At 67.0% G+C, this 16,857-nt stretch carries 19 protein-coding genes; 15 read left to right on the top strand and 4 right to left on the bottom strand.

Annotation, left to right across the window (positions count from 1 at the left end; all coding sequences use genetic code 11):
• Positions 1-39: 39 nt before the first annotated feature.
• On the bottom strand, positions 40-510 hold the full coding sequence (locus tag PS060_RS12400) for a hypothetical protein (protein WP_273983554.1): 471 nt from the start codon (positions 508-510) through the stop codon (positions 40-42).
• A gap of 292 nt (positions 511-802) precedes the next feature.
• Here PS060_RS12400 and PS060_RS12395 point away from each other — a divergent pair, with 292 nt between their 5' ends.
• From PS060_RS12395 to PS060_RS12345, 11 genes are all read left to right on the top strand, one after another.
• Entirely contained in the window at positions 803-1,804 is a 1,002-nt protein-coding gene (locus PS060_RS12395) for a lytic transglycosylase domain-containing protein (RefSeq protein WP_273983553.1), read from the top strand.
• 8 nt (positions 1,805-1,812) lie between these two features.
• On the top strand, positions 1,813-2,298 hold the full coding sequence (locus tag PS060_RS12390; RefSeq protein WP_273983551.1) for a GreA/GreB family elongation factor: 486 nt from the start codon (positions 1,813-1,815) through the stop codon (positions 2,296-2,298).
• Complete coding sequence (locus tag PS060_RS12385) at positions 2,291-2,749, top strand: hypothetical protein (protein WP_273983550.1); 459 nt, start codon at positions 2,291-2,293, stop codon at positions 2,747-2,749. The genes PS060_RS12390 and PS060_RS12385 overlap by 8 nt, the downstream gene beginning before the upstream one ends.
• A gap of 40 nt (positions 2,750-2,789) precedes the next feature.
• Entirely contained in the window at positions 2,790-4,055 is a 1,266-nt protein-coding gene (rlmN, locus tag PS060_RS12380) for a 23S rRNA (adenine(2503)-C(2))-methyltransferase RlmN (protein ID WP_273983549.1), read from the top strand.
• Positions 4,052-4,657 carry a class I SAM-dependent methyltransferase gene (locus PS060_RS12375; RefSeq protein WP_273983548.1) on the top strand — a complete coding sequence of 202 codons (606 nt, stop codon included), beginning with the start codon at positions 4,052-4,054 and terminating at the stop codon, positions 4,655-4,657. Before rlmN ends, PS060_RS12375 begins: the two co-directional genes overlap by 4 nt.
• On the top strand, positions 4,654-5,295 hold the full coding sequence (locus PS060_RS12370) for an MOSC domain-containing protein (protein WP_273983547.1): 642 nt from the start codon (positions 4,654-4,656) through the stop codon (positions 5,293-5,295). Before PS060_RS12375 ends, PS060_RS12370 begins: the two co-directional genes overlap by 4 nt.
• A gap of 133 nt (positions 5,296-5,428) precedes the next feature.
• Positions 5,429-5,899 (top strand): glycine zipper 2TM domain-containing protein, encoded by a 471-nt coding sequence (locus PS060_RS12365; RefSeq protein ID WP_273983545.1) that lies wholly within the window; start codon positions 5,429-5,431, stop codon positions 5,897-5,899.
• Between the two features lie 107 nt (positions 5,900-6,006).
• Positions 6,007-6,441: a glycine zipper 2TM domain-containing protein gene (locus PS060_RS12360; protein ID WP_273983544.1), complete on the top strand. Its 435-nt coding sequence runs from the start codon at positions 6,007-6,009 to the stop codon at positions 6,439-6,441.
• Between the two features lie 77 nt (positions 6,442-6,518).
• Positions 6,519-7,325 carry an SDR family oxidoreductase gene (locus tag PS060_RS12355; RefSeq protein WP_273983542.1) on the top strand — a complete coding sequence of 269 codons (807 nt, stop codon included), beginning with the start codon at positions 6,519-6,521 and terminating at the stop codon, positions 7,323-7,325.
• A complete protein-coding gene (locus PS060_RS12350) occupies positions 7,322-8,056 on the top strand; it encodes a cytochrome b/b6 domain-containing protein (RefSeq protein WP_273983540.1) in 735 nt (244 codons plus the stop codon). The genes PS060_RS12355 and PS060_RS12350 overlap by 4 nt, the downstream gene beginning before the upstream one ends.
• On the top strand, positions 8,049-8,798 hold the full coding sequence (locus PS060_RS12345) for a molybdopterin-dependent oxidoreductase (RefSeq protein WP_273983539.1): 750 nt from the start codon (positions 8,049-8,051) through the stop codon (positions 8,796-8,798). The genes PS060_RS12350 and PS060_RS12345 overlap by 8 nt, the downstream gene beginning before the upstream one ends.
• On the opposite strand, the gene PS060_RS12340 is transcribed toward PS060_RS12345, so the two are convergent.
• Entirely contained in the window at positions 8,795-9,235 is a 441-nt protein-coding gene (locus PS060_RS12340; protein ID WP_273983538.1) for a DUF1801 domain-containing protein, read from the bottom strand. The two genes, PS060_RS12345 and PS060_RS12340, sit on opposite strands and share 4 nt — an antisense overlap.
• 99 nt (positions 9,236-9,334) lie before the next feature.
• Between PS060_RS12340 and PS060_RS12335 the strand changes: the two genes are divergently transcribed.
• The gene (locus PS060_RS12335; RefSeq protein ID WP_273983535.1) at positions 9,335-10,561 is read left to right on the top strand and encodes an SAM-dependent methyltransferase; all 1,227 of its coding nucleotides are present in this window, start codon (positions 9,335-9,337) and stop codon (positions 10,559-10,561) included.
• Here the strand turns inward: PS060_RS12335 and PS060_RS12330 are convergent.
• Complete coding sequence (locus PS060_RS12330) at positions 10,558-11,922, bottom strand: acyltransferase family protein (protein WP_273983533.1); 1,365 nt, start codon at positions 11,920-11,922, stop codon at positions 10,558-10,560. The two genes, PS060_RS12335 and PS060_RS12330, sit on opposite strands and share 4 nt — an antisense overlap.
• Positions 11,923-12,103: 181 nt before the next feature.
• Between PS060_RS12330 and PS060_RS12325 the strand changes: the two genes are divergently transcribed.
• Positions 12,104-13,324 carry an argininosuccinate synthase gene (locus tag PS060_RS12325; protein WP_273983531.1) on the top strand — a complete coding sequence of 407 codons (1,221 nt, stop codon included), beginning with the start codon at positions 12,104-12,106 and terminating at the stop codon, positions 13,322-13,324.
• Positions 13,325-14,333: 1,009 nt separating this feature from the next.
• Positions 14,334-14,891, top strand: coding sequence for a septal ring lytic transglycosylase RlpA family protein (locus tag PS060_RS12320; protein ID WP_273983529.1), 558 nt, complete (start codon positions 14,334-14,336; stop codon positions 14,889-14,891).
• Between the two features lie 10 nt (positions 14,892-14,901).
• Here PS060_RS12320 and PS060_RS12315 read toward each other — a convergent pair whose 3' ends face one another.
• Positions 14,902-15,282 carry a hypothetical protein gene (locus PS060_RS12315; RefSeq protein WP_273983527.1) on the bottom strand — a complete coding sequence of 127 codons (381 nt, stop codon included), beginning with the start codon at positions 15,280-15,282 and terminating at the stop codon, positions 14,902-14,904.
• A 184-nt stretch (positions 15,283-15,466) separates the two neighbouring features.
• Here PS060_RS12315 and PS060_RS12310 point away from each other — a divergent pair, with 184 nt between their 5' ends.
• On the top strand, positions 15,467-16,855 hold the full coding sequence (locus tag PS060_RS12310; RefSeq protein WP_273983526.1) for a sodium:solute symporter family transporter: 1,389 nt from the start codon (positions 15,467-15,469) through the stop codon (positions 16,853-16,855).
• Positions 16,856-16,857 lie beyond the last annotated feature (2 nt).

Below are 16,857 nucleotides of genomic sequence, written 5' to 3'. Positions count from 1 at the left end.
GGCACTATGTCCAGCATGGTCCGTAACATTGTCATGTCTTCACGGATTTATGCGGCGGCGCTGGGCCTTGGCGTGAGCATGGCGGCGGGCGCTCCGCTCGCTGCGCAAGGGACAGGTGGGAACGATCTGGTCGCGCGCCAGCCGGGTGCGATGGACGCCGCGATTGCCCGGTGGGAAGTGCTGCAAGCCAGCCGCACGCACGCCTTTGCCGACTATGCCGGGTTCGTGATGGCCTACCCCAGCTTCCCGCGCACCGATATCCTGCGCCTCAGGGCCGAAGCGGCGCTGGATAACGAAGCCCCGCCGCAGGCCGATCTGCTGGCGTTCTTCGATGCCTACCCCCCGCTCACCAATCCGGCCCGCGCGCGCTATGCCCTTGCGCTCGCCGCAGCGCAGCGGCCCGAGGCGCTTGCCGAGGCGCGCAAGGCGTGGCGCGGCGGGCAGATGGCCGACGCGGTCGAGCTCTATATCTCGCAGATCTACGGGGCCGCGTTCACGCCTGAGGATCACGCCCTGCGCGCCGACGCGCTGCTGTGGCAGGGCAAGGCCGATGCCGCCGGGCGGCAGATGCTCAACCTTGACGATGCCGACCGCCCGATGGCGCTTGCCCGCCTGTCGCTGGTGCGCGGCAGCAGGCCCGAGGCGGCCGGGATCGCTGTCCCCGCCGGGGCCGAGGCCGATCCGGGCTATGTCTTCAACCTCGTGAAGTTCCTGCGCGCCAGCGGCCAGACGGGCGAGGCCGCGCGGGTCTTCTCCAACCGCCCGGCCTTCAACCGCCCGGCGCGCGATCCTGAGGCCTTCATTGGTCAGCTGCTCGATCTGGCCGAGGCCAGCGGCAGTCAGTGCGCGCTATGGCGATGCCGCCAAGACCCCGCTGACCAAGGCCAAGGGCTATTTCTGGGCGGGCCGTGCTGCGCGCGCCGCAGGCGATCAGGCCGCGGCCACGCGCTACTTCGAAATGGCCGCACGCTGGCCCGATTACTACTACGGCCAGCTTGCCCTGTCGGCGCTTGGCCGCCCCATGCCGGGTTTTGCCGGCCTGCCCCAGCCCGCCATGTCCGCGGGCGAGCGCGCCGATTTCGAAGCGCGCCCGCTGGTCAAGGCGATCCGCAGCCTCGCCCGCAACCGCCGCGACTGGCGCACCGAGCGCCGCTTCTTCGAGGCCTTGGGCGACGAGGCCAAGACCCCCAACGAAATGCTCATGGCCGCGATGCTCGCCAACGAGGTGGGCCTCGACGAAATGGCCGTGGTGCTCGGCATGAAGGCGGGCGAGAACGGGATCTCGGGGCTTGAACGCATCGGCTTTCCGGTGGTCGGTACCCCGCCCATCGTCAACGACTGGGTGATGGTCCACGCCATCGCGCGGCAGGAAAGCGAGTTCGACCAGACCCGCGTCAGCCATGCCGGCGCGCGCGGGATGATGCAGCTGATGCCGGGCACCGCGCGCGAGCAGGCAGGCAAGCTCGGCGTGCAATATCTCGCCGCCGATCTGACCGCGACGCCGAACTACAACATCCAGCTCGGCGATGCCTATTTCGCGCGGATGATGAACTATTACGGCGGGGCCTATCCGCTGGCCGTGGGCGCATACAATGCCGGGCCGGGGCGCGTGAACGAATGGCTGCGCAAGAACGGCGACCCGCGCACCGGCGCGATCGACTGGGTTACCTGGGTCGAGAAGATCCCCGCCAATTTCGAAACCCGCTATTACATAATGCGCGTGATCGGCAATGCGGTGACCTATTCGCATATGTATCCCGAGCAAGCCGGTCTGCCGCGCCCGGTCGATACCTTCCTGCGCTGACGGAGCACATGGGGGTGAAACCGGCGGGGCCACCGATCACGCCAGCGGGGATGGCGGCCTTGAAGGCGCGCTACGACCACCTGCTCGGCACCGAACGCCCGGCGATTGTCGAGATCGTCAGCTGGGCGGCGGGCAATGGCGACCGTTCCGAGAACGGCGACTATCTCTATGGCCGCAAAAAGATGCGCGAGATCGACCGCGAGCTGGCGCACCTCGCCCGCCGGATGAAGGTGCTGCGGGTGGTCGATCCGGCGGCGGCGGTGGACCGGAAGCGCGTGTTCTTCGGCGCGCGCGTGACCATCGCGGACGAGGATGACAACCACCAGACCGTGCAGCTGGTGGGCGATGATGAACAGGACGCTGCCGCAGGCCGGATCGGCTGGAACGCACCGCTGGCGCGCGCGCTGCGCGGCGCGGCTGTGGGCGATGTGCGAGTGGTCGCCCTGCCCTCGGGCAGCCGCGAGTGGGAAGTGATGGCCATCGCCTATGACTAGGTTCGTTGCCCTTGCCCTCCTCGCCCTCGCCGCGCCGCTGGCTGCGCGCGAGAGCCTTGGCGTCTATGACAGCTGGGCGGCGTTCAAGGATGCCGCGCCGCTGCGCTGCTATGCCATCGCCAAGGCGCAAGGGACGCCTGCCGCGCCGGCCTATGCCACGGTCTCGCACTGGCCCGACAAGGGGGTGCGCGGCACGGTGCATCTGGTGCTCTCGCGCGAGGTGCCCGCCAAGGCCGCCGTGCGCCTGACCGTGGGCGACAAGCGTTTCGATCTCGTCGCCAAGGGCCGCAATGCGTGGGGCGCGGATACGCGCGCGGACGCGGCGATTGTCGCGGCGATGCGCTCTGCTGCCCGCATGAGCGTTTCGGGGCCGGGCTTCACCGATCGCTACACGCTGGCAGGCGCGGCAACCGCCATCGACGCAGCCACCGTGGGATGTGCCAAGCGCTGACTCGCCAAACCGGCGAAGGCGCACTATATGGCCGCCACCCATGGCCGATACCGCACTCATGTCCATTCCGGGCCTCGTCGACCCGGTTCCCGCCGCGCGCGACATCACGCCGCGCGCCGATGGCCGCGTCGACCTGATCGGCCTGCCCCGCCCGCGCATCCGCGAACTCTTTGCCGAGGCGGGGCTGGACGACCGTCAGGCCAAGCTGCGCGCCAAGCAGGTGTTCCACTGGCTCTATCACCGCGGCGTCACTGATTTTGAGGCGATGACCGACATCGCCAAGCCGATGCGCCCCTGGCTGGCAGAGCGCTTCGTGATCGGCCGCCCCGACGTGGTCGAGGCCCAGCACTCGGTCGACGGCACCCGCAAATGGCTGCTGCGCACCGCTGACGGCCACGATTTCGAGATGGTGTTCATCCCCGACGAGACGCGCGGCACCCTGTGCGTCTCCAGCCAGGTGGGCTGCACCCTCACCTGCTCCTTCTGCCACACCGGCACGATGAAGCTCGTCCGCAACCTCACCCCCGGCGAGATCGTCGGTCAGGTGATGCTCGCCCGCGACGCGCTGGGCGAATGGCCGCGCGGGACGATGGTCTCGGACGCCGACGCGATCGACGAGGATGACGAGGCGGGCCACTACACCGCCGATGGCCGCCTGCTCACCAATATCGTGATGATGGGCATGGGCGAGCCCTTGTATAACTTCGACCACGTGCGCGATGCGCTGAAGCTGGTGATGGACGGCGACGGCCTCGCCCTTTCCAAGCGCCGCATCACGCTGTCGACCAGCGGCGTCATCCCGATGATGGAGCGCTGCGGCGAGGAGATCGGGGTGAACCTCGCGGTCTCGCTCCACGGCGTGCGCAAGGAAGTGCGTGACGAGCTGGTGCCGCTCAACAAGAAATACGGCATCGACGATCTGCTTCAGGCCTGCGCCGACTATCCGGGCGCGAGCAATGCGCGGCGGATCACCTTCGAATATGTGATGATCAAGGACAAGAACGACAGCGACGATGACGCGCGCGAGCTTGTCCGCCTGCTGCGCGAATACAACCTCCCGGCCAAGGTGAACCTGATCCCGTTCAACCCATGGCCGGGTGCAGGTTATGAGACCTCCGCGCCCGAACGCATCCGGCGCTTTTCGGAAATCGTGTTCGAGGGCGGCTTTTCAGCCCCGGTGCGCACTCCGCGCGGGCGCGACATTGACGCGGCTTGCGGCCAGCTGAAGACCGCCGCCGAGAAGAAGTCGCGTGCCCAGCGTGACCGCGAAGCCGCTGCTGCGGCTGCGGCTGCCGAGGGCGCTTGAGCACCGACCCCGACACCATCGCCTTCTATCAGGCCCGCGCGCCGCACTGGGTGTTCCATTCGGGCGAGGCGCCCAGCCACCAGCTCGATGCCTTCCTTGATCGCCTGCCGCCGGGTAGCGCGGTGCTGGAACTGGGCTGCGGCGGCGGGCGCGATGCCGACCATATCCGCAAGCGCGGCTTCATCATCGATGCCACCGACGCCACCCCCGCCCTCATCCGGCGCACCAACGAGGCCTTCGCGCTCGGTGCGCGGGTGATGGCGTTCGACGAATTGGACGCCGAGGCCGCCTATGCCGGGGTCTGGGCCCATGCGAGCCTGCTCCATTGCCCGCGCGCCATACTGCCCGATGTCCTCGCCCGCATCCACCGCGCGCTGATGCCCGGCGGCTGGTTCTTCTCGAGCTACAAGCTCGGCGACTCGGCCAACCCTTCCGAGGGCCGCGATCTGCTCGGCCGCCTGCATAATTTCCCCTCCCCCGAATGGCTCTTTGCCGCATACGCCGATGCCGGTTTCACCATCGAGTCGCACGAGACCTACGCCGGCAAGGCCAGCGACGGGACGCAGCGCGACTGGATCGATCTTATCGTGAGGAAAGCATGACCCGCTGGACTATCGAAGCCGTCTGCACCGGCACCGCCCGCCCCTTCCACGGCGCCGAACTCAGCGCCTTTGCCAAGCGTCCGCGCGAGGGCGCGGTGCAGGTGCTTGAAGAAGGGCTCGCCCCTGACGAACAGGCCGACCGCACGGTTCACGGCGGGCCGGAACAGGCGCTGCATCTCTATCCGCTCGATCACCATGCCTGGTGGCGCGAGCGGATCGGCGATCATCCGGCCCTGGACGAGCCGGGCGGCTTCGGATCGAATCTCGCCGTCACCGGGTTGACCGAGGAACACGTCCACATCGGCGACCGCTTCGCCTGCGGCAGCGCGCTGATCGAAGTCAGCCGTCCGCGCAGCCCGTGCTGGAAGATCGAGCACCGCTTCGGCCACAAGGGCATGGTCGCCGCCATCGTCCAATCGGCACGTTGCGGCTGGTATTTCCGGGTGATCGAGACCGGCACCGTCGCAGCGGGCGATTCGCTCGAACGGGTGGCCATCGGCGCGGCCGAATGGAGCGTGGCGCGGGTGTTCCGGGCGTTCAATGGCGGCAAGGCCAGCCCGCAGGACTATGCCGCGCTGACTGATCTCGAAACGCTCTCGCCCTATTTGCGGGCCAAGGCCGCAGCCAAACGCAGCTGAGGCACGGTTCATCCCGAACCCGCCTAATCTGAACAAATCCTTCTGTTTCCTGACCGCATCGTTCAGCCAAGGTTCGTCCAACCTGAACGAAAAGGGGGTCGCTCCATCGGGGAGCCGCTACAAGGAAACGACCATGAAGAACCTCCTCCTGATCGCAGCAGCCGCCGGCTCGATGCTGGCCGCCACTGCCCCCGCGCAGGCCGCCGAACTCCCCGCCGCGCCGTCACCGCTGTTCGCCAGCTACAACGCCGCGCCCGCGGGTTTCACCCAGGTCGCCGCCTTTGGTGACGACTGGCGCGAAGACCGCCGCGACTGGAAGCGCGAACGCCGTGCCGACCGCCGCGACTGGCGCGAGGATCGCCGCGACTGGCAGCGCGAGCGTCGCCTGAGCCGCAATGACCGCGTGTGGCGCGGCAATGACGGCCGCTATTACTGCCGCCGCGACAACGGCACCACCGGCCTGGTGGTCGGTGCGGTCGGCGGGGCTCTGCTGGGCCGCACGGTCGACACCCGCGGCGACCGCAGCCTCGGCACCCTGCTCGGCGCCATCGGCGGCGGCCTGCTCGGCCGCGAGATCGACCGCGGTGAGGCCCGTTGCCGCTAATGCGTGACGGGGCGGGGCCGGACAGCGCCTAGGGCGCACCGGCCCCGCCCTCTCACACCCGCTTAACCTCCTACCCTTCCAATGCAGACAAACCGAAAGGACCTGTCATGAAGAAGCTCGCCCTTATCGTTGCCACGGCCAGCATGGCCTTGCCGATGGGTGTCCCCGCCGCTCAGGCTGCCGAACTGCCGCGCGCGGCTGCACCGGCCCCGTCCGCCTTTGCCGCGACCGATGCCAACTCGCTGCCGCTGACGGCCGACATCGCCGAACACCGCAAGCGCAAGCGGATCTACGATGATCGCGGCCGCTACTACGAGCCGCGCCGCCTGGGCCGCAATGACCGCATCTGGCGCGATGGCAACCGCTACTACTGCCGCCGCGACAACGGCACCACGGGCCTTGTGATCGGCGCCGGTGTCGGCGCGCTGCTCGGCCGCACGGTCGACACCCGCGGCGATCGCACCGTCGGCACGCTGCTCGGCGCGATCGGTGGCGGTCTGCTCGGCCGCGAGATTGACCGGGGCGAGCTGCGTTGTCGCTAAGCGCGCCGTAATCGGCAGGAGGGCCGCGCGCCGCTCCCCGATTGAAGCGCGGCCCCCGCACTGATAGCGCTGGCGTCATGCCCGACATGACCGCCGCAGCGCCCCACACTCCCCGCCCCGCCGTTCTTGTGACCGGCGGGGCGACCCGTATCGGCGCAGCGATCACGCGCCGCTTTGCCGAGGCCGGATGGCACGTGGTGATCCATTACCGCGCCTCTGCCACCGCTGCCGATGCGCTGGCCGCAGCGCTCCCCTCTGCCGAGACGATCGGCTTTGACCTGCTCGACGATGACGCTGCCGTCGCCGCCATCACCGCGCTGGCCGCGCGGCTGCCCGGTTGGCGGTGCCTCGTCAATTCGGCATCAGTTTTTGATTATGACAGTGTAACCGCACTCGATCCCGCAACGAACCGGGAGGCGATGCAAGTCAACGCTCTCGCCCCGGCCCGGCTGGCCCAGGCCTTTATCGCCCTCACCGGGGGGCGTGACGGCGTGCGCAGCGTGATCAATGTCACCGACATGAAGATCGAGAACACCAACCCCGATTTCTTCAGCTACACCATGTCCAAACACGCACTGGCAGCGACAATCGGGATGCTGGCCAAGGGCAACGCTGGCAGCGGCGCCAGGATCTACGGCATTGCCCCCGGCGCCATTCTCGCGAGCCACGACCAGCGCGAGGAAGAGACCGAGATTTCGCACCGGCTCAACCTGCTCGGGCGCAAGACCGGCCCGGACGAGATCGCCGATGCGGCGCTGTTCCTGGCGAGCGGCGCGCTGGCGAGCGGGCAGAGCCTGTTCATCGACAGCGGACAGCACCTCATGGATCAGCCGCGCGACGTGATCTGGCTGGCGCGTGAGGAGGGACAAGGGGGAACGGCATGAAACGACCGAAGCACGCTCTATCGACACGCCTGTGGCACTGGATCAATGCCGCCGCGATCATCGTGCTGTTCATGACCGGGCTCAATATCTCCAACGCCCACCGCCACCTCTATTGGGGCGATTACGGCTTCGATCCCAAGGACGCATGGCTGCACGTCATCAAGTTCCCCGGCTGGGGGACGATCCCGCAGCATTACAACCTCGCCGTGGCGCGCGACTGGCACATTACCGCCGCCTGGCCATTCGGGCTGGGCGTTGCCTTCATCTGGATCGCGATGCTGGTGAATGGCCATTTCCGCCGCGATCTCACCACCCGGCCCTCCGACTGGACTCCGCGCGCCGTGCTTGCCTCGATCAAGGCCCATGCGCCGGGAGGGGCCGCGCATGGCTACAACCCGGTGCAGCGCATCCTTTATGGCATGGTGTTCGGCGTGCTGCTGCCGCTGATGCTGTTCACCGGACTGGCGATCAGTCCCGGCTTTCAGGCGGTCGCGCCGTGGCTGCTCGACCTGCTCGGCGGCCGGCAGAGCGCGCGTTCGCTCCATTTCATTGCCGCCTGGGGGATTTTCGGCTTCTTCGTCATTCACCTGTTGCTGGCGCTGACCGATTGGCGGCTGATCGTTGAAATGTTCACCGGAGGCAAGCGTGACGAGACGGCGCCCGCGCCCCCGCCGCCTGCCCCGCCTCCACCCGTCGCCGACACCCAGGAAGGAGTGCCCGCTCATGGTTGATCTGCCGCGCCGTTCACTGCTTGCCGGGATTGCCGCGCTGGGCGCGAGCGCCTGTTCCAAGATCAACCAGAGCGAGACAACCCAAAGCCTGTTCGAGGCTGCCGAGGACGGGCACCGTGCCGTCCACCGCGCGCTGGCGGGCAAGCAAGGCCTCGCGCCGGAATATACCCGCGCCGAACGTTCGCCCACCTTTCGCGGCAATGGCTCGGTGACGGTTGAAGACCCGTTCTACAAGGCGCAGCTGGCCAGTGGCTTTCCCGATTGGCGGCTGGAGGTGCGCGGGCTGGTGGAGGTGCCGCTCGCCCTGACGCTGGCGGAGCTCAAGGCCATGCCGCAGCGCACCCAGATCACCCGCCACGACTGTGTCGAAGGCTGGAGCGCGATCGGCGAGTGGCAGGGGCCGCAGCTTTCCGCGCTGCTCGATGCCGCCAAGGTGAAGCCCGAGGCGAAGTTCCTCGTCTTCCGCTGCGCCGATACGCTCTATGGGCGCGACTATTACGAGAGCATCGACATGGTCGATGCCTATCACCCGCAAACGATCATCGCGCACAGCCTCAACGGCGAACCCCTGCCCGAGAAGAACGGCGCGCCCTTGCGGATGCGGATCGAGCGGCAGCTGGGCTACAAGCAGGCGAAATATGTGAAGGCGATCGAGGCCGTCACCAGCTTTGAACAGATCGGTCAGGGCAAGGGCGGCTTCTGGGAGGATGTGGCCGGATACCAGTGGTACGCGGGCGTCTAGCTTTCGGGAAACAGCCGCATCATCGCGGCCCAATCGGCAGCGATGATTTCCTCCAGCACGCCGAGGTCGATATCGCCCAGCTTGTTCACGTAAAGACAGCTCTTGCCGGTGGTGTATTTGCCCAGCCGCATCAGTTTTTCATCACGACCCGACCCGGTCACGGGATCGCAATATCCGCCCATGAAATAGAGCGAATGCTTGGCCTTTCTCGGAGAAAAGCCGGTGCGCATCCAGTGCACGGCGCGCCCGCTTTCGTAGGTGGTGCGATATTGGCCATAGCCGATGATGGTCGGGCCCCACATTTTGGGCACCTCCCCCGTGACCTTGCGGAACAGGGCATCGAGCAAGCGGCCCTCCTCGCGCTTGGCCGGTGGTTCGACGCCCTCAAGAAACGCCTCGACCGTTACCTCGGTGATCTTGGTCTTGGCTTCAGCCATTCTCGCCCTCCCCCCGCAAGCGCGCGTCCGCGTGGCCGCGCCGATGTGAAACCACAATAACACGCGCGCGTTTCATTCACGAGCCACGAAAGGAGCCCCATGAGCAAGCCTCTCCTCGACCGGTTTCTCGCCCGTGCCGTCAAGCAGGGGCGGCTCGGCGTCGTCTTTGCCGATGGCAGCGCTGCGACCTATGGCCATGCGGCTGACGGCTTTCCGGACATCGTGATCCGTTTCACCGACGCCCACGTTCCGCGCGACATCATCCTCGATCCGCGGCTGGGCGCGGCAGAGGCCTTCATCGCTGGGCGTCTGGTGATCGAGGAGGGCGACGTGATGGGCCTCGTCAGCCTGCTGCGTGCCAACAACCCCTGGGACAAGGGCGGTGATCTCGGACGGCCCAGCCGGATCAAGCGGCTTATCGGCCGCGCCAGCTTTGCCGCCGAGCAGATCAACAATGCGATAAGCTCCAAGCAGAACGTCGCGCACCATTACGACATCGGCAATGATCTCTACGCGCTGATGCTCGATGCCGAGCACTGGCAGTATTCCTGTGCCTATTGGCGCGAGGGTGTTACCTCGCTGGCCGAGGCGCAGGGGGCCAAGCTCGCGCATATCGCGCGCAAGCTGCATCTGTCGGCAGGGCAGGAGGTGCTCGACATCGGCTGCGGCTGGGGCGGCATGGCGATCCAACTCGCACGCGAACACGGCGTGCGGGTGACCGGGATCACGCTATCGGAAGAACAGGCCGCGCTCGCCCGGCAGCGGGTGCAGGCGGCAGGGGTGGCCGACCGGGTGACGATCCTGCTGGAAGATTACCGCGATACCGCCGCCAGTGGACGGCGGTTCGACCGGATCGTGTCGGTCGGGATGTTCGAACACGTCGGCCGCGCGCAGTTCGACACATTCTTTGCCGCCTGCGCAAGGATGCTGGCCGACGACGGGGTGATGCTGCTCCACACCATCGGCCGCTTCGGCGGGCCGGGCACCACCGATGCCTTTACCCGCAAGTACATCTTCCCCGGCGGCTATATCCCGGCCCTGTCCGAGACGCTGGCCGCATCGGAGAAAGTGCGGCTGATCGCGGCGGACGTGGAGACGCTACGGCTCCACTACGCGAAGACGATCCGCGCCTGGTATGCCAATTGCCTCGCTCACCGCGATGCAATCATCGCCCTCCATGACGAGACGTTCTTCCGGATGTGGACGTTCTATCTCGCCGGTGCTGCGACCGTGTTCGAGCACGGGGGGATGGGCAATTACCAGATTCAGTACGTGCGCAGCCGCCACGCCCTGCCGATCACGCGCGACTATCTGATCGGCAGCTAGGCCGGCTCGCCGCTCGATCCGGGCCGGTTGCGCGGGCGATAGACCGGGCCGAAGCCCATCATCGCCGCGCCCAGCAGCGGCAGGGCGATCACCCACAGGCGCACGCCGGTGACGCCTTCGGGGCTGGCAATCGTCAGTCCCGCGGTCGCTCCCAACCCGGCGCAGATCGCTAGCACCCCCAGCACCGCGCGCAGGCGCGGCACCGTGCGCCCGCCGCGGATCGGGCCGAAGCTGCGCTCATGCCGCGCGAAGATCGCGATCATCGGCAGCAGCGCGAGGATATAGATGCCCAGCCACAAGGGGCGCGAGAGCCACCACGCCGCGCTCCCCGGCACGGTATCCAGCCCCGCTCCGCCAAAACCAAGCCACGCCACCGTCATCACCAGCACGAAGGCGGTGAGGTGCCACAGGAACACCGTCATGATCATGCCGTTCATCAGCACGGTCGCGGTCCACAGGCGCACGCTGCCCAGCATCCGCCGCCCCAATGGCTCCAGCCCCAGCACAAGCCCCACCTGCACCATCCCCAGCGCCAGCAGCGCCAGCGTCGGCGGCAGCGAGTTGGAAAAGCCACCGGGCGCACTCACCATCGACACCGGGTAGAACCCGAAAACCGTGATCCGCACCAGCACCGCAAGCCCCACGCCAAACCAGCCCCATGCCAGAAGGCGATTGTCGAACTTGCCCGCCCGCCACGCAAAGCCGAGCTGGTGGATCGCGAGGAACACCCAGAGGAAATTGGTGAAATTGACCCATGGCACCTTGGCCGTGAAGGTCAGCCAGTCGGTCAGCATCGCAAGCGGGATCAGCGCGGCAAAGCTCAGCCACCCGAAGCGTTGCCATGCGCGGAACATCACCGGGGTGCAGGCCGTGACCAGCAGATAGACCGCAAGGAACCACACCGGGATCAGCGCCGCCTCGGTCGCCATGCGGATCTGTGTCCGAGGCAGGCCTACCTGCGTCAGGATCAGCGCCAACGCGGCCCACAGCAGCAGCACCGGAAAGGTCGGGGTGATCAGGCGCTGCACCCGGCTCGCCAGCCAGTCGCGATAGACGCCCGGCTGATCGGGCGCAGCCTTGCGCGTCACCGCATCCCAGCTGACCGAGTTGGAATAGCCGCCGACAAGGAAGAACACCGGCATCACCTGGAACCCCCAGGTCAGCCAGTGCGCCCATTGCGACACCGACAAGAGATCGCCGCGCGTCAGCTCGCCCGCTTCGTTAACGTAGAGCCCGGCCATCAGCCAGTGGCCGAACACCACCGCCAGAATCGAGACCGCGCGCAGAAAATCGACCCAGCGATTGCGCTCCGGCGGGGTTGCCACCGCCATCTCGCGCGCCTTGCTCCACATTGTCAGCATCAATGACCCCTGATTGACCGCGCGGATAATACGCCATCGCGCGAAGCTCTTAACAGGTAATCCTTAGCGGCCGATTGCCAAGATGCCGCGCCGCGTAGCCCGCGCGCGAAAGCGCGATTGCCCCCGCGCGCCCGCGCTGTTAGGGGCGCGCCGCGCATTCATTCCCCAAGGAACCTCTCCCATGACCCAGCCCCAGAAAGTCGTCCTCGCCTATTCGGGCGGTCTCGATACCAGCGTCATCGCCAAGTGGCTGAGCGTGGAGCGCGGGCTGGAAGTCGTCACTTTCACCGCTGACTTGGGGCAAGGCGAGGAAATCGAACCCGCGCGCGCCAAGGCCCGCGCCATGGGCATCCCCGATGATCACATCTTCATCGAGGATGTGCGCGAGGAATTCGTGCGCGATTTCGTCTTCCCGATGATGCGCGCCAATGCCCGTTATGAAGGCGACTACCTGCTCGGCACCTCGATCGCGCGTCCGCTGATCTCGAAGCGCTTGGTCGAGATCGCGCACCAGACCGGCGCAGACTTCATCGCCCACGGCGCGACCGGCAAGGGCAATGATCAGGTGCGCTTCGAGCTGTCGGCCTATGCGCTCGATCCCGACATCAAGGTGATCGCCCCGTGGCGCGAGTGGAACCTCACCAGCCGCACCGCGCTGATCGCCTGGGCCGAAGCCCATCAGATCCAGGTGCCCAAGGACAAGCGCGGCGACAGCCCGTTCTCGACCGATGCGAACCTGCTGCACACCTCGTCCGAGGGCAAAGTGCTGGAAGACCCGTGGGAGGAGACCCCCGACTACGTCTACAGCCGCACGGTCAATCCCGAAGACGCGCCGGATCAGCCGGAATACATCACCGTCGATTTCGAGAAGGGTGACGGCGTGGCCCTCAACGGCGAGGCCATGTCGCCTGCCACCTTGCTCGCCGCCCTCAACGATCTCGGCCGCAAACACGGCATTGGCCGGCTCGACCTCGTCGAAAACCGCTTCGTCGGCATGAAATCGCGCGGGATGTACGAAACCCCCGGTGGCGAAATCTACGCCCGCGCGCATCGCGGGATCGAGCAGATCACGCTGGATCGCGGCGCGGCGCATCTCAAGGACGAGCTGATGCCGAAATATGCCGAGCTCATCTACAACGGCTTCTGGTTCTCGCCCGAGCGCGAGATGTTGCAGGCGGCGATCGACCATTCGCAGGACAAGGTCACCGGCACGGTGCGCCTGAAGCTCTACAAGGGGTTGGCGAGCGTGGTTGGCCGCAAGTCGCCCTACTCGCTCTATTCCGAAGCGCACGTCACCTTTGAGGATGACGCGGGCGCCTATGACCAGAAGGACGCCGAGGGCTTCATCAAGCTGAACGGCCTGCGTCTGCGCCTGCTCTCGCGCCGCAACCGGGACGCCTGATCGCCCATCCGAGCCGTGGAAAACCGAGTCGCCGCGCTCGTCGCGGCGGCGGGTGGGCATTAACGTGACAATTTGAGGGCGGTTTCGTTCCCGCTCTTCGCGCGCGTCGTGACAATTGCGACGAAGCGTTGAGTTATCCACGCGTGTCCACAGGCTAAACTGCCTGAAGTGGAAAAGTCGCCAGCCGGAATGTTGTCAGAACGCCGATTCAGGCGCACTTTGAACCTGTCTTCGGGAAACGAGACAACCGGAACGGAAAGCCGCAAGGCCTTGAAGAACCGGAGGTTTTTATCCCAAGGATGGCGGTGACATCTGTCCACGCGCCGATCTGGAGACGGTTTGCAGAAGGCTTCGGCCAAAGGCAAGTCGGCCCCATTCAAGGATCGGAGCGACGCGGTGGCACCGGACAGGCTGAGAACCTGGCTGATTGGAAGTGCAACGGACACGGCGAAAGCCCCCAAACCGCGGCTCTTGTGAACAGTAAAGGGACGAAAGCCTCGGCGGACGCGAACCGCACGGCAGCGAAAGACGAAGGGCGAAAGCCGGACGACGGACGCAGCGGACGGGGAGCGAAAGCCGGATGCCGGCGCGAGCGCCGGTGACAAATCTCTTGGCAGCCAGCCGCAAGGCCGGGCAGCGAGAGGCTAGACATCGGGCGCCAAGCATGGCCCCACGCGGATGAAGCGGAAGGTTCGCCGGACGCAGCACGAGCGAGGGTCATCCACACGCCGGTGAGAGTGGGGTCGGCAGCAATGCCGGCCCCATTTGCATTGCGCACTGGTTGCATTGCGCACTGTGCGCCGGCCACCGACTACCAGCGACACCCCATTTTGGGTCCAAGACCCGAGTCGCCCCCTGCCCGCACCCGTATTTCTCCCAGCTGCGGCGCCGCGTCATTCAACGCTTCGTCGCGTTTCCGGCTCGACTCGTTCCCGAGTGGACGGTTCACGGCGATGAATGAAGCCGCCGGTTTGCCTTCCGTAAACCCGGCCCTGTAACGGCGCTCGTCATGCGGAGGGAAAATCGCATACATGGCCTCGGTGCCCGCAGCCTCGCTCAGCGCAGCGTGCAGGCCGCCGCGATTGCCGCGCTGTTCGGCCTTGCGCCGATCGCCGCTTCCACCGCCGCGACCACCGAAACCGCGACCGCTGCCGCGATCGAGCCTGCCGCGAGCGCGGCCCTCATCGAACTGGTGCCGGTGCAACCCGCCGCCGACGTTACCCTTCCCGCCGCGATCGTCGAAGCCCCCGCCCCCTCGGCCCCGCAGGAAACCGTGCTCGGCCGGGGCAGCGCGTCCTATTATGCCGCCAAGTTTGACGGTCGCCGCACCGCCAGCGGCGAACGCTTCGACAATGACGACATGACCGCCGCGCACCGCACCCTGCCCTTCGGCACGCTGGTGCGCGTCACCAATGTCGCGACGGGGCGCAGCGTCGTGGTGCGGATCAATGATCGCGGGCCGTTCACCCGCGGTCGCATGATCGATGTCAGCCGCGCCGCCGCCGAAGAGCTCGGCCTCGTCGCGCGCGGCCATGCCACGGTCGAACTTGCCGTCATCGAGGATTGATCCGGCGCGCTTACGGGTTGGCCGAATAGGTCATCCCGAGGCTCGACGTGTCCCCCGTCACCTTCAGCTTGAGCCGGGCCATCTGCTGGCCTGATGTGTTGCGCAAGAGCGCCATCTCGCCCGCCGCGAATTTCGCATCGATCTTGCCGCCGGGTTGAACCGTCCCGCGCACCTCGGGCGCACTGCCCTCGCGCTGGCCGAGCACCACCACTGCGACCGGCCCTGTGTTGGTGCCCGTGACGACAAAGCCGCCCTCCTGCCCGCCGCCCAGCTCGAAGGTCTTTCCCGCTTCGATCTGGAGGTTGGAATTGATCGTCCCGGCCTCGGCCACCGCGGTGAGAGAGAGCGCGGCGGCGAGGATGAATGCGGCAGATATGCGAGCCAATGACATAAGCGGCGCTTCCTTGCGCTTGCCCCGTCCGCATCGAGCTACGCCGCCATGCGCAAGGCGGATGCAGCGGGCTGACGATAGCGCCTGATCTGGGCCTTGCGATCATGCGGCGCGCGGTTAGGGTCTGGCGCCAAACTGATCGACACCGCCGTGCCAGCGACAGGGGCTGACCGGCGGGACAAGTGTGGGGGCCACCGCCATTTCGCTGACGCTCGTGCTGATCCTCGCCTATGTCGCGGCCCAGATTGCGCTTGCCATCTGGGCCGGACGCGGGGCCAAATCCGATGCCGATTACCTCGTCGCGGGCCGCAGCCTCGGGCCGTTTGCGGTGGGGATGAGCCTGTTTGCGACCTGGTTCGCCTCGGAAAGCCTGATCGCCACCTCGGGCGAAGTCGCGCGCGATGGCCTTGCGGGCGCACGGGCCGAACCCTTCGCCTATGCCATCGGGATCCTCGCCATCGCGCTGTTCTTCGCGCACCGCTTGCGCAGCGGCGGGTTCATCACCATTGCCGATTTTCTGCGCGACCGGTTCGGGCCGGGCACCGAGAGCCTTGCCGCCGCCGTGATCGCCTTGTCGGCCACCACCTGGTCAGCCGCGCAGCTGTTCGCCTTTGCCACGATCATTGCGAGCGCCTCGGGCCTCGACTTCACCCCTGCGCTGATCGGGGCGACGCTGCTGGTGATGGGCTACACCCTCTATGGCGGACTGGCCGCTGATGTCGTGACCGACATCCTGCAAGGCATTGTCATCATTGTCGCAATCCTGATCATGTTCGCTCTGATGGTGGCGGCCCACGGCGGGTTCGGGCCGATGTGGGCAAGCACGCCGCCAACCGTCTGGAGCTTCACAGCACCGGGGGAAAGCTGGGTCGACAGGGCCGAGCTGTGGCTCATCCCCATTGCCGGCACGATGGTGAGCCAGGAGGCGCTCGCCCGCACGCTGGCCGCGCGCTCGCCTGAGGTGGCGCGCACCGGAGCGTTGTGGGGCGCGGGGATCTATCTCGCAGCCGGGCTGATCCCGGTCAGCTTCGGCCTGTTCGGCCCGCAGCTTGGCCTGTCGCTGGGCGCTGACGAGGCCTACCTGCCCAGCCTTGCGACAGCGCTGCTGCCTGAATGGCTGATGGTGGTCTTTACCGGAGCGCTGGTGTCCGCGATCCTATCCTCGGTCGATTCCGCGCTGCTGGCCGTTTCCGCCGTTGTCACAGAAAGCGGCTACAAGCGCTTGAATCCGAACGCCTCCCCCCTCGCCCTGCTGCGCGCCGCGCGCACCGCGACGGTGGGCGCGGCGGCGCTCGCAGCGTGGCTGGCGATGCAGGGGGAGAGCTTGCGCAACCTCGTTCTCGATGCAGGCGCGATTGCCGCGGTGCTCGCCGTGCCGATCATCGCCGGCCTTGCCGGATGGCGCCGCCCCCGCGCGGGACTGGCTGCGATCGTGGTGCAGACTGGCGTGCTGGCAGTGCTCGACTGGAGCCTTGGCCTGCCCGGTGCCTTCTTGTGGATGATCGCGAGCGGGACGCTTACCTTCGCCGCCGTCAGCGTGCTGGATCGTCCGGCGGCTGCCAGCGCGGATTGAGG

Source organism: Erythrobacter sp. BLCC-B19 (assembly GCF_028621955.1).
Classification (GTDB): Bacteria; Pseudomonadota; Alphaproteobacteria; order Sphingomonadales; family Sphingomonadaceae; genus Erythrobacter.
This window is presented reverse-complemented; position numbering and strand designations above follow the sequence as displayed.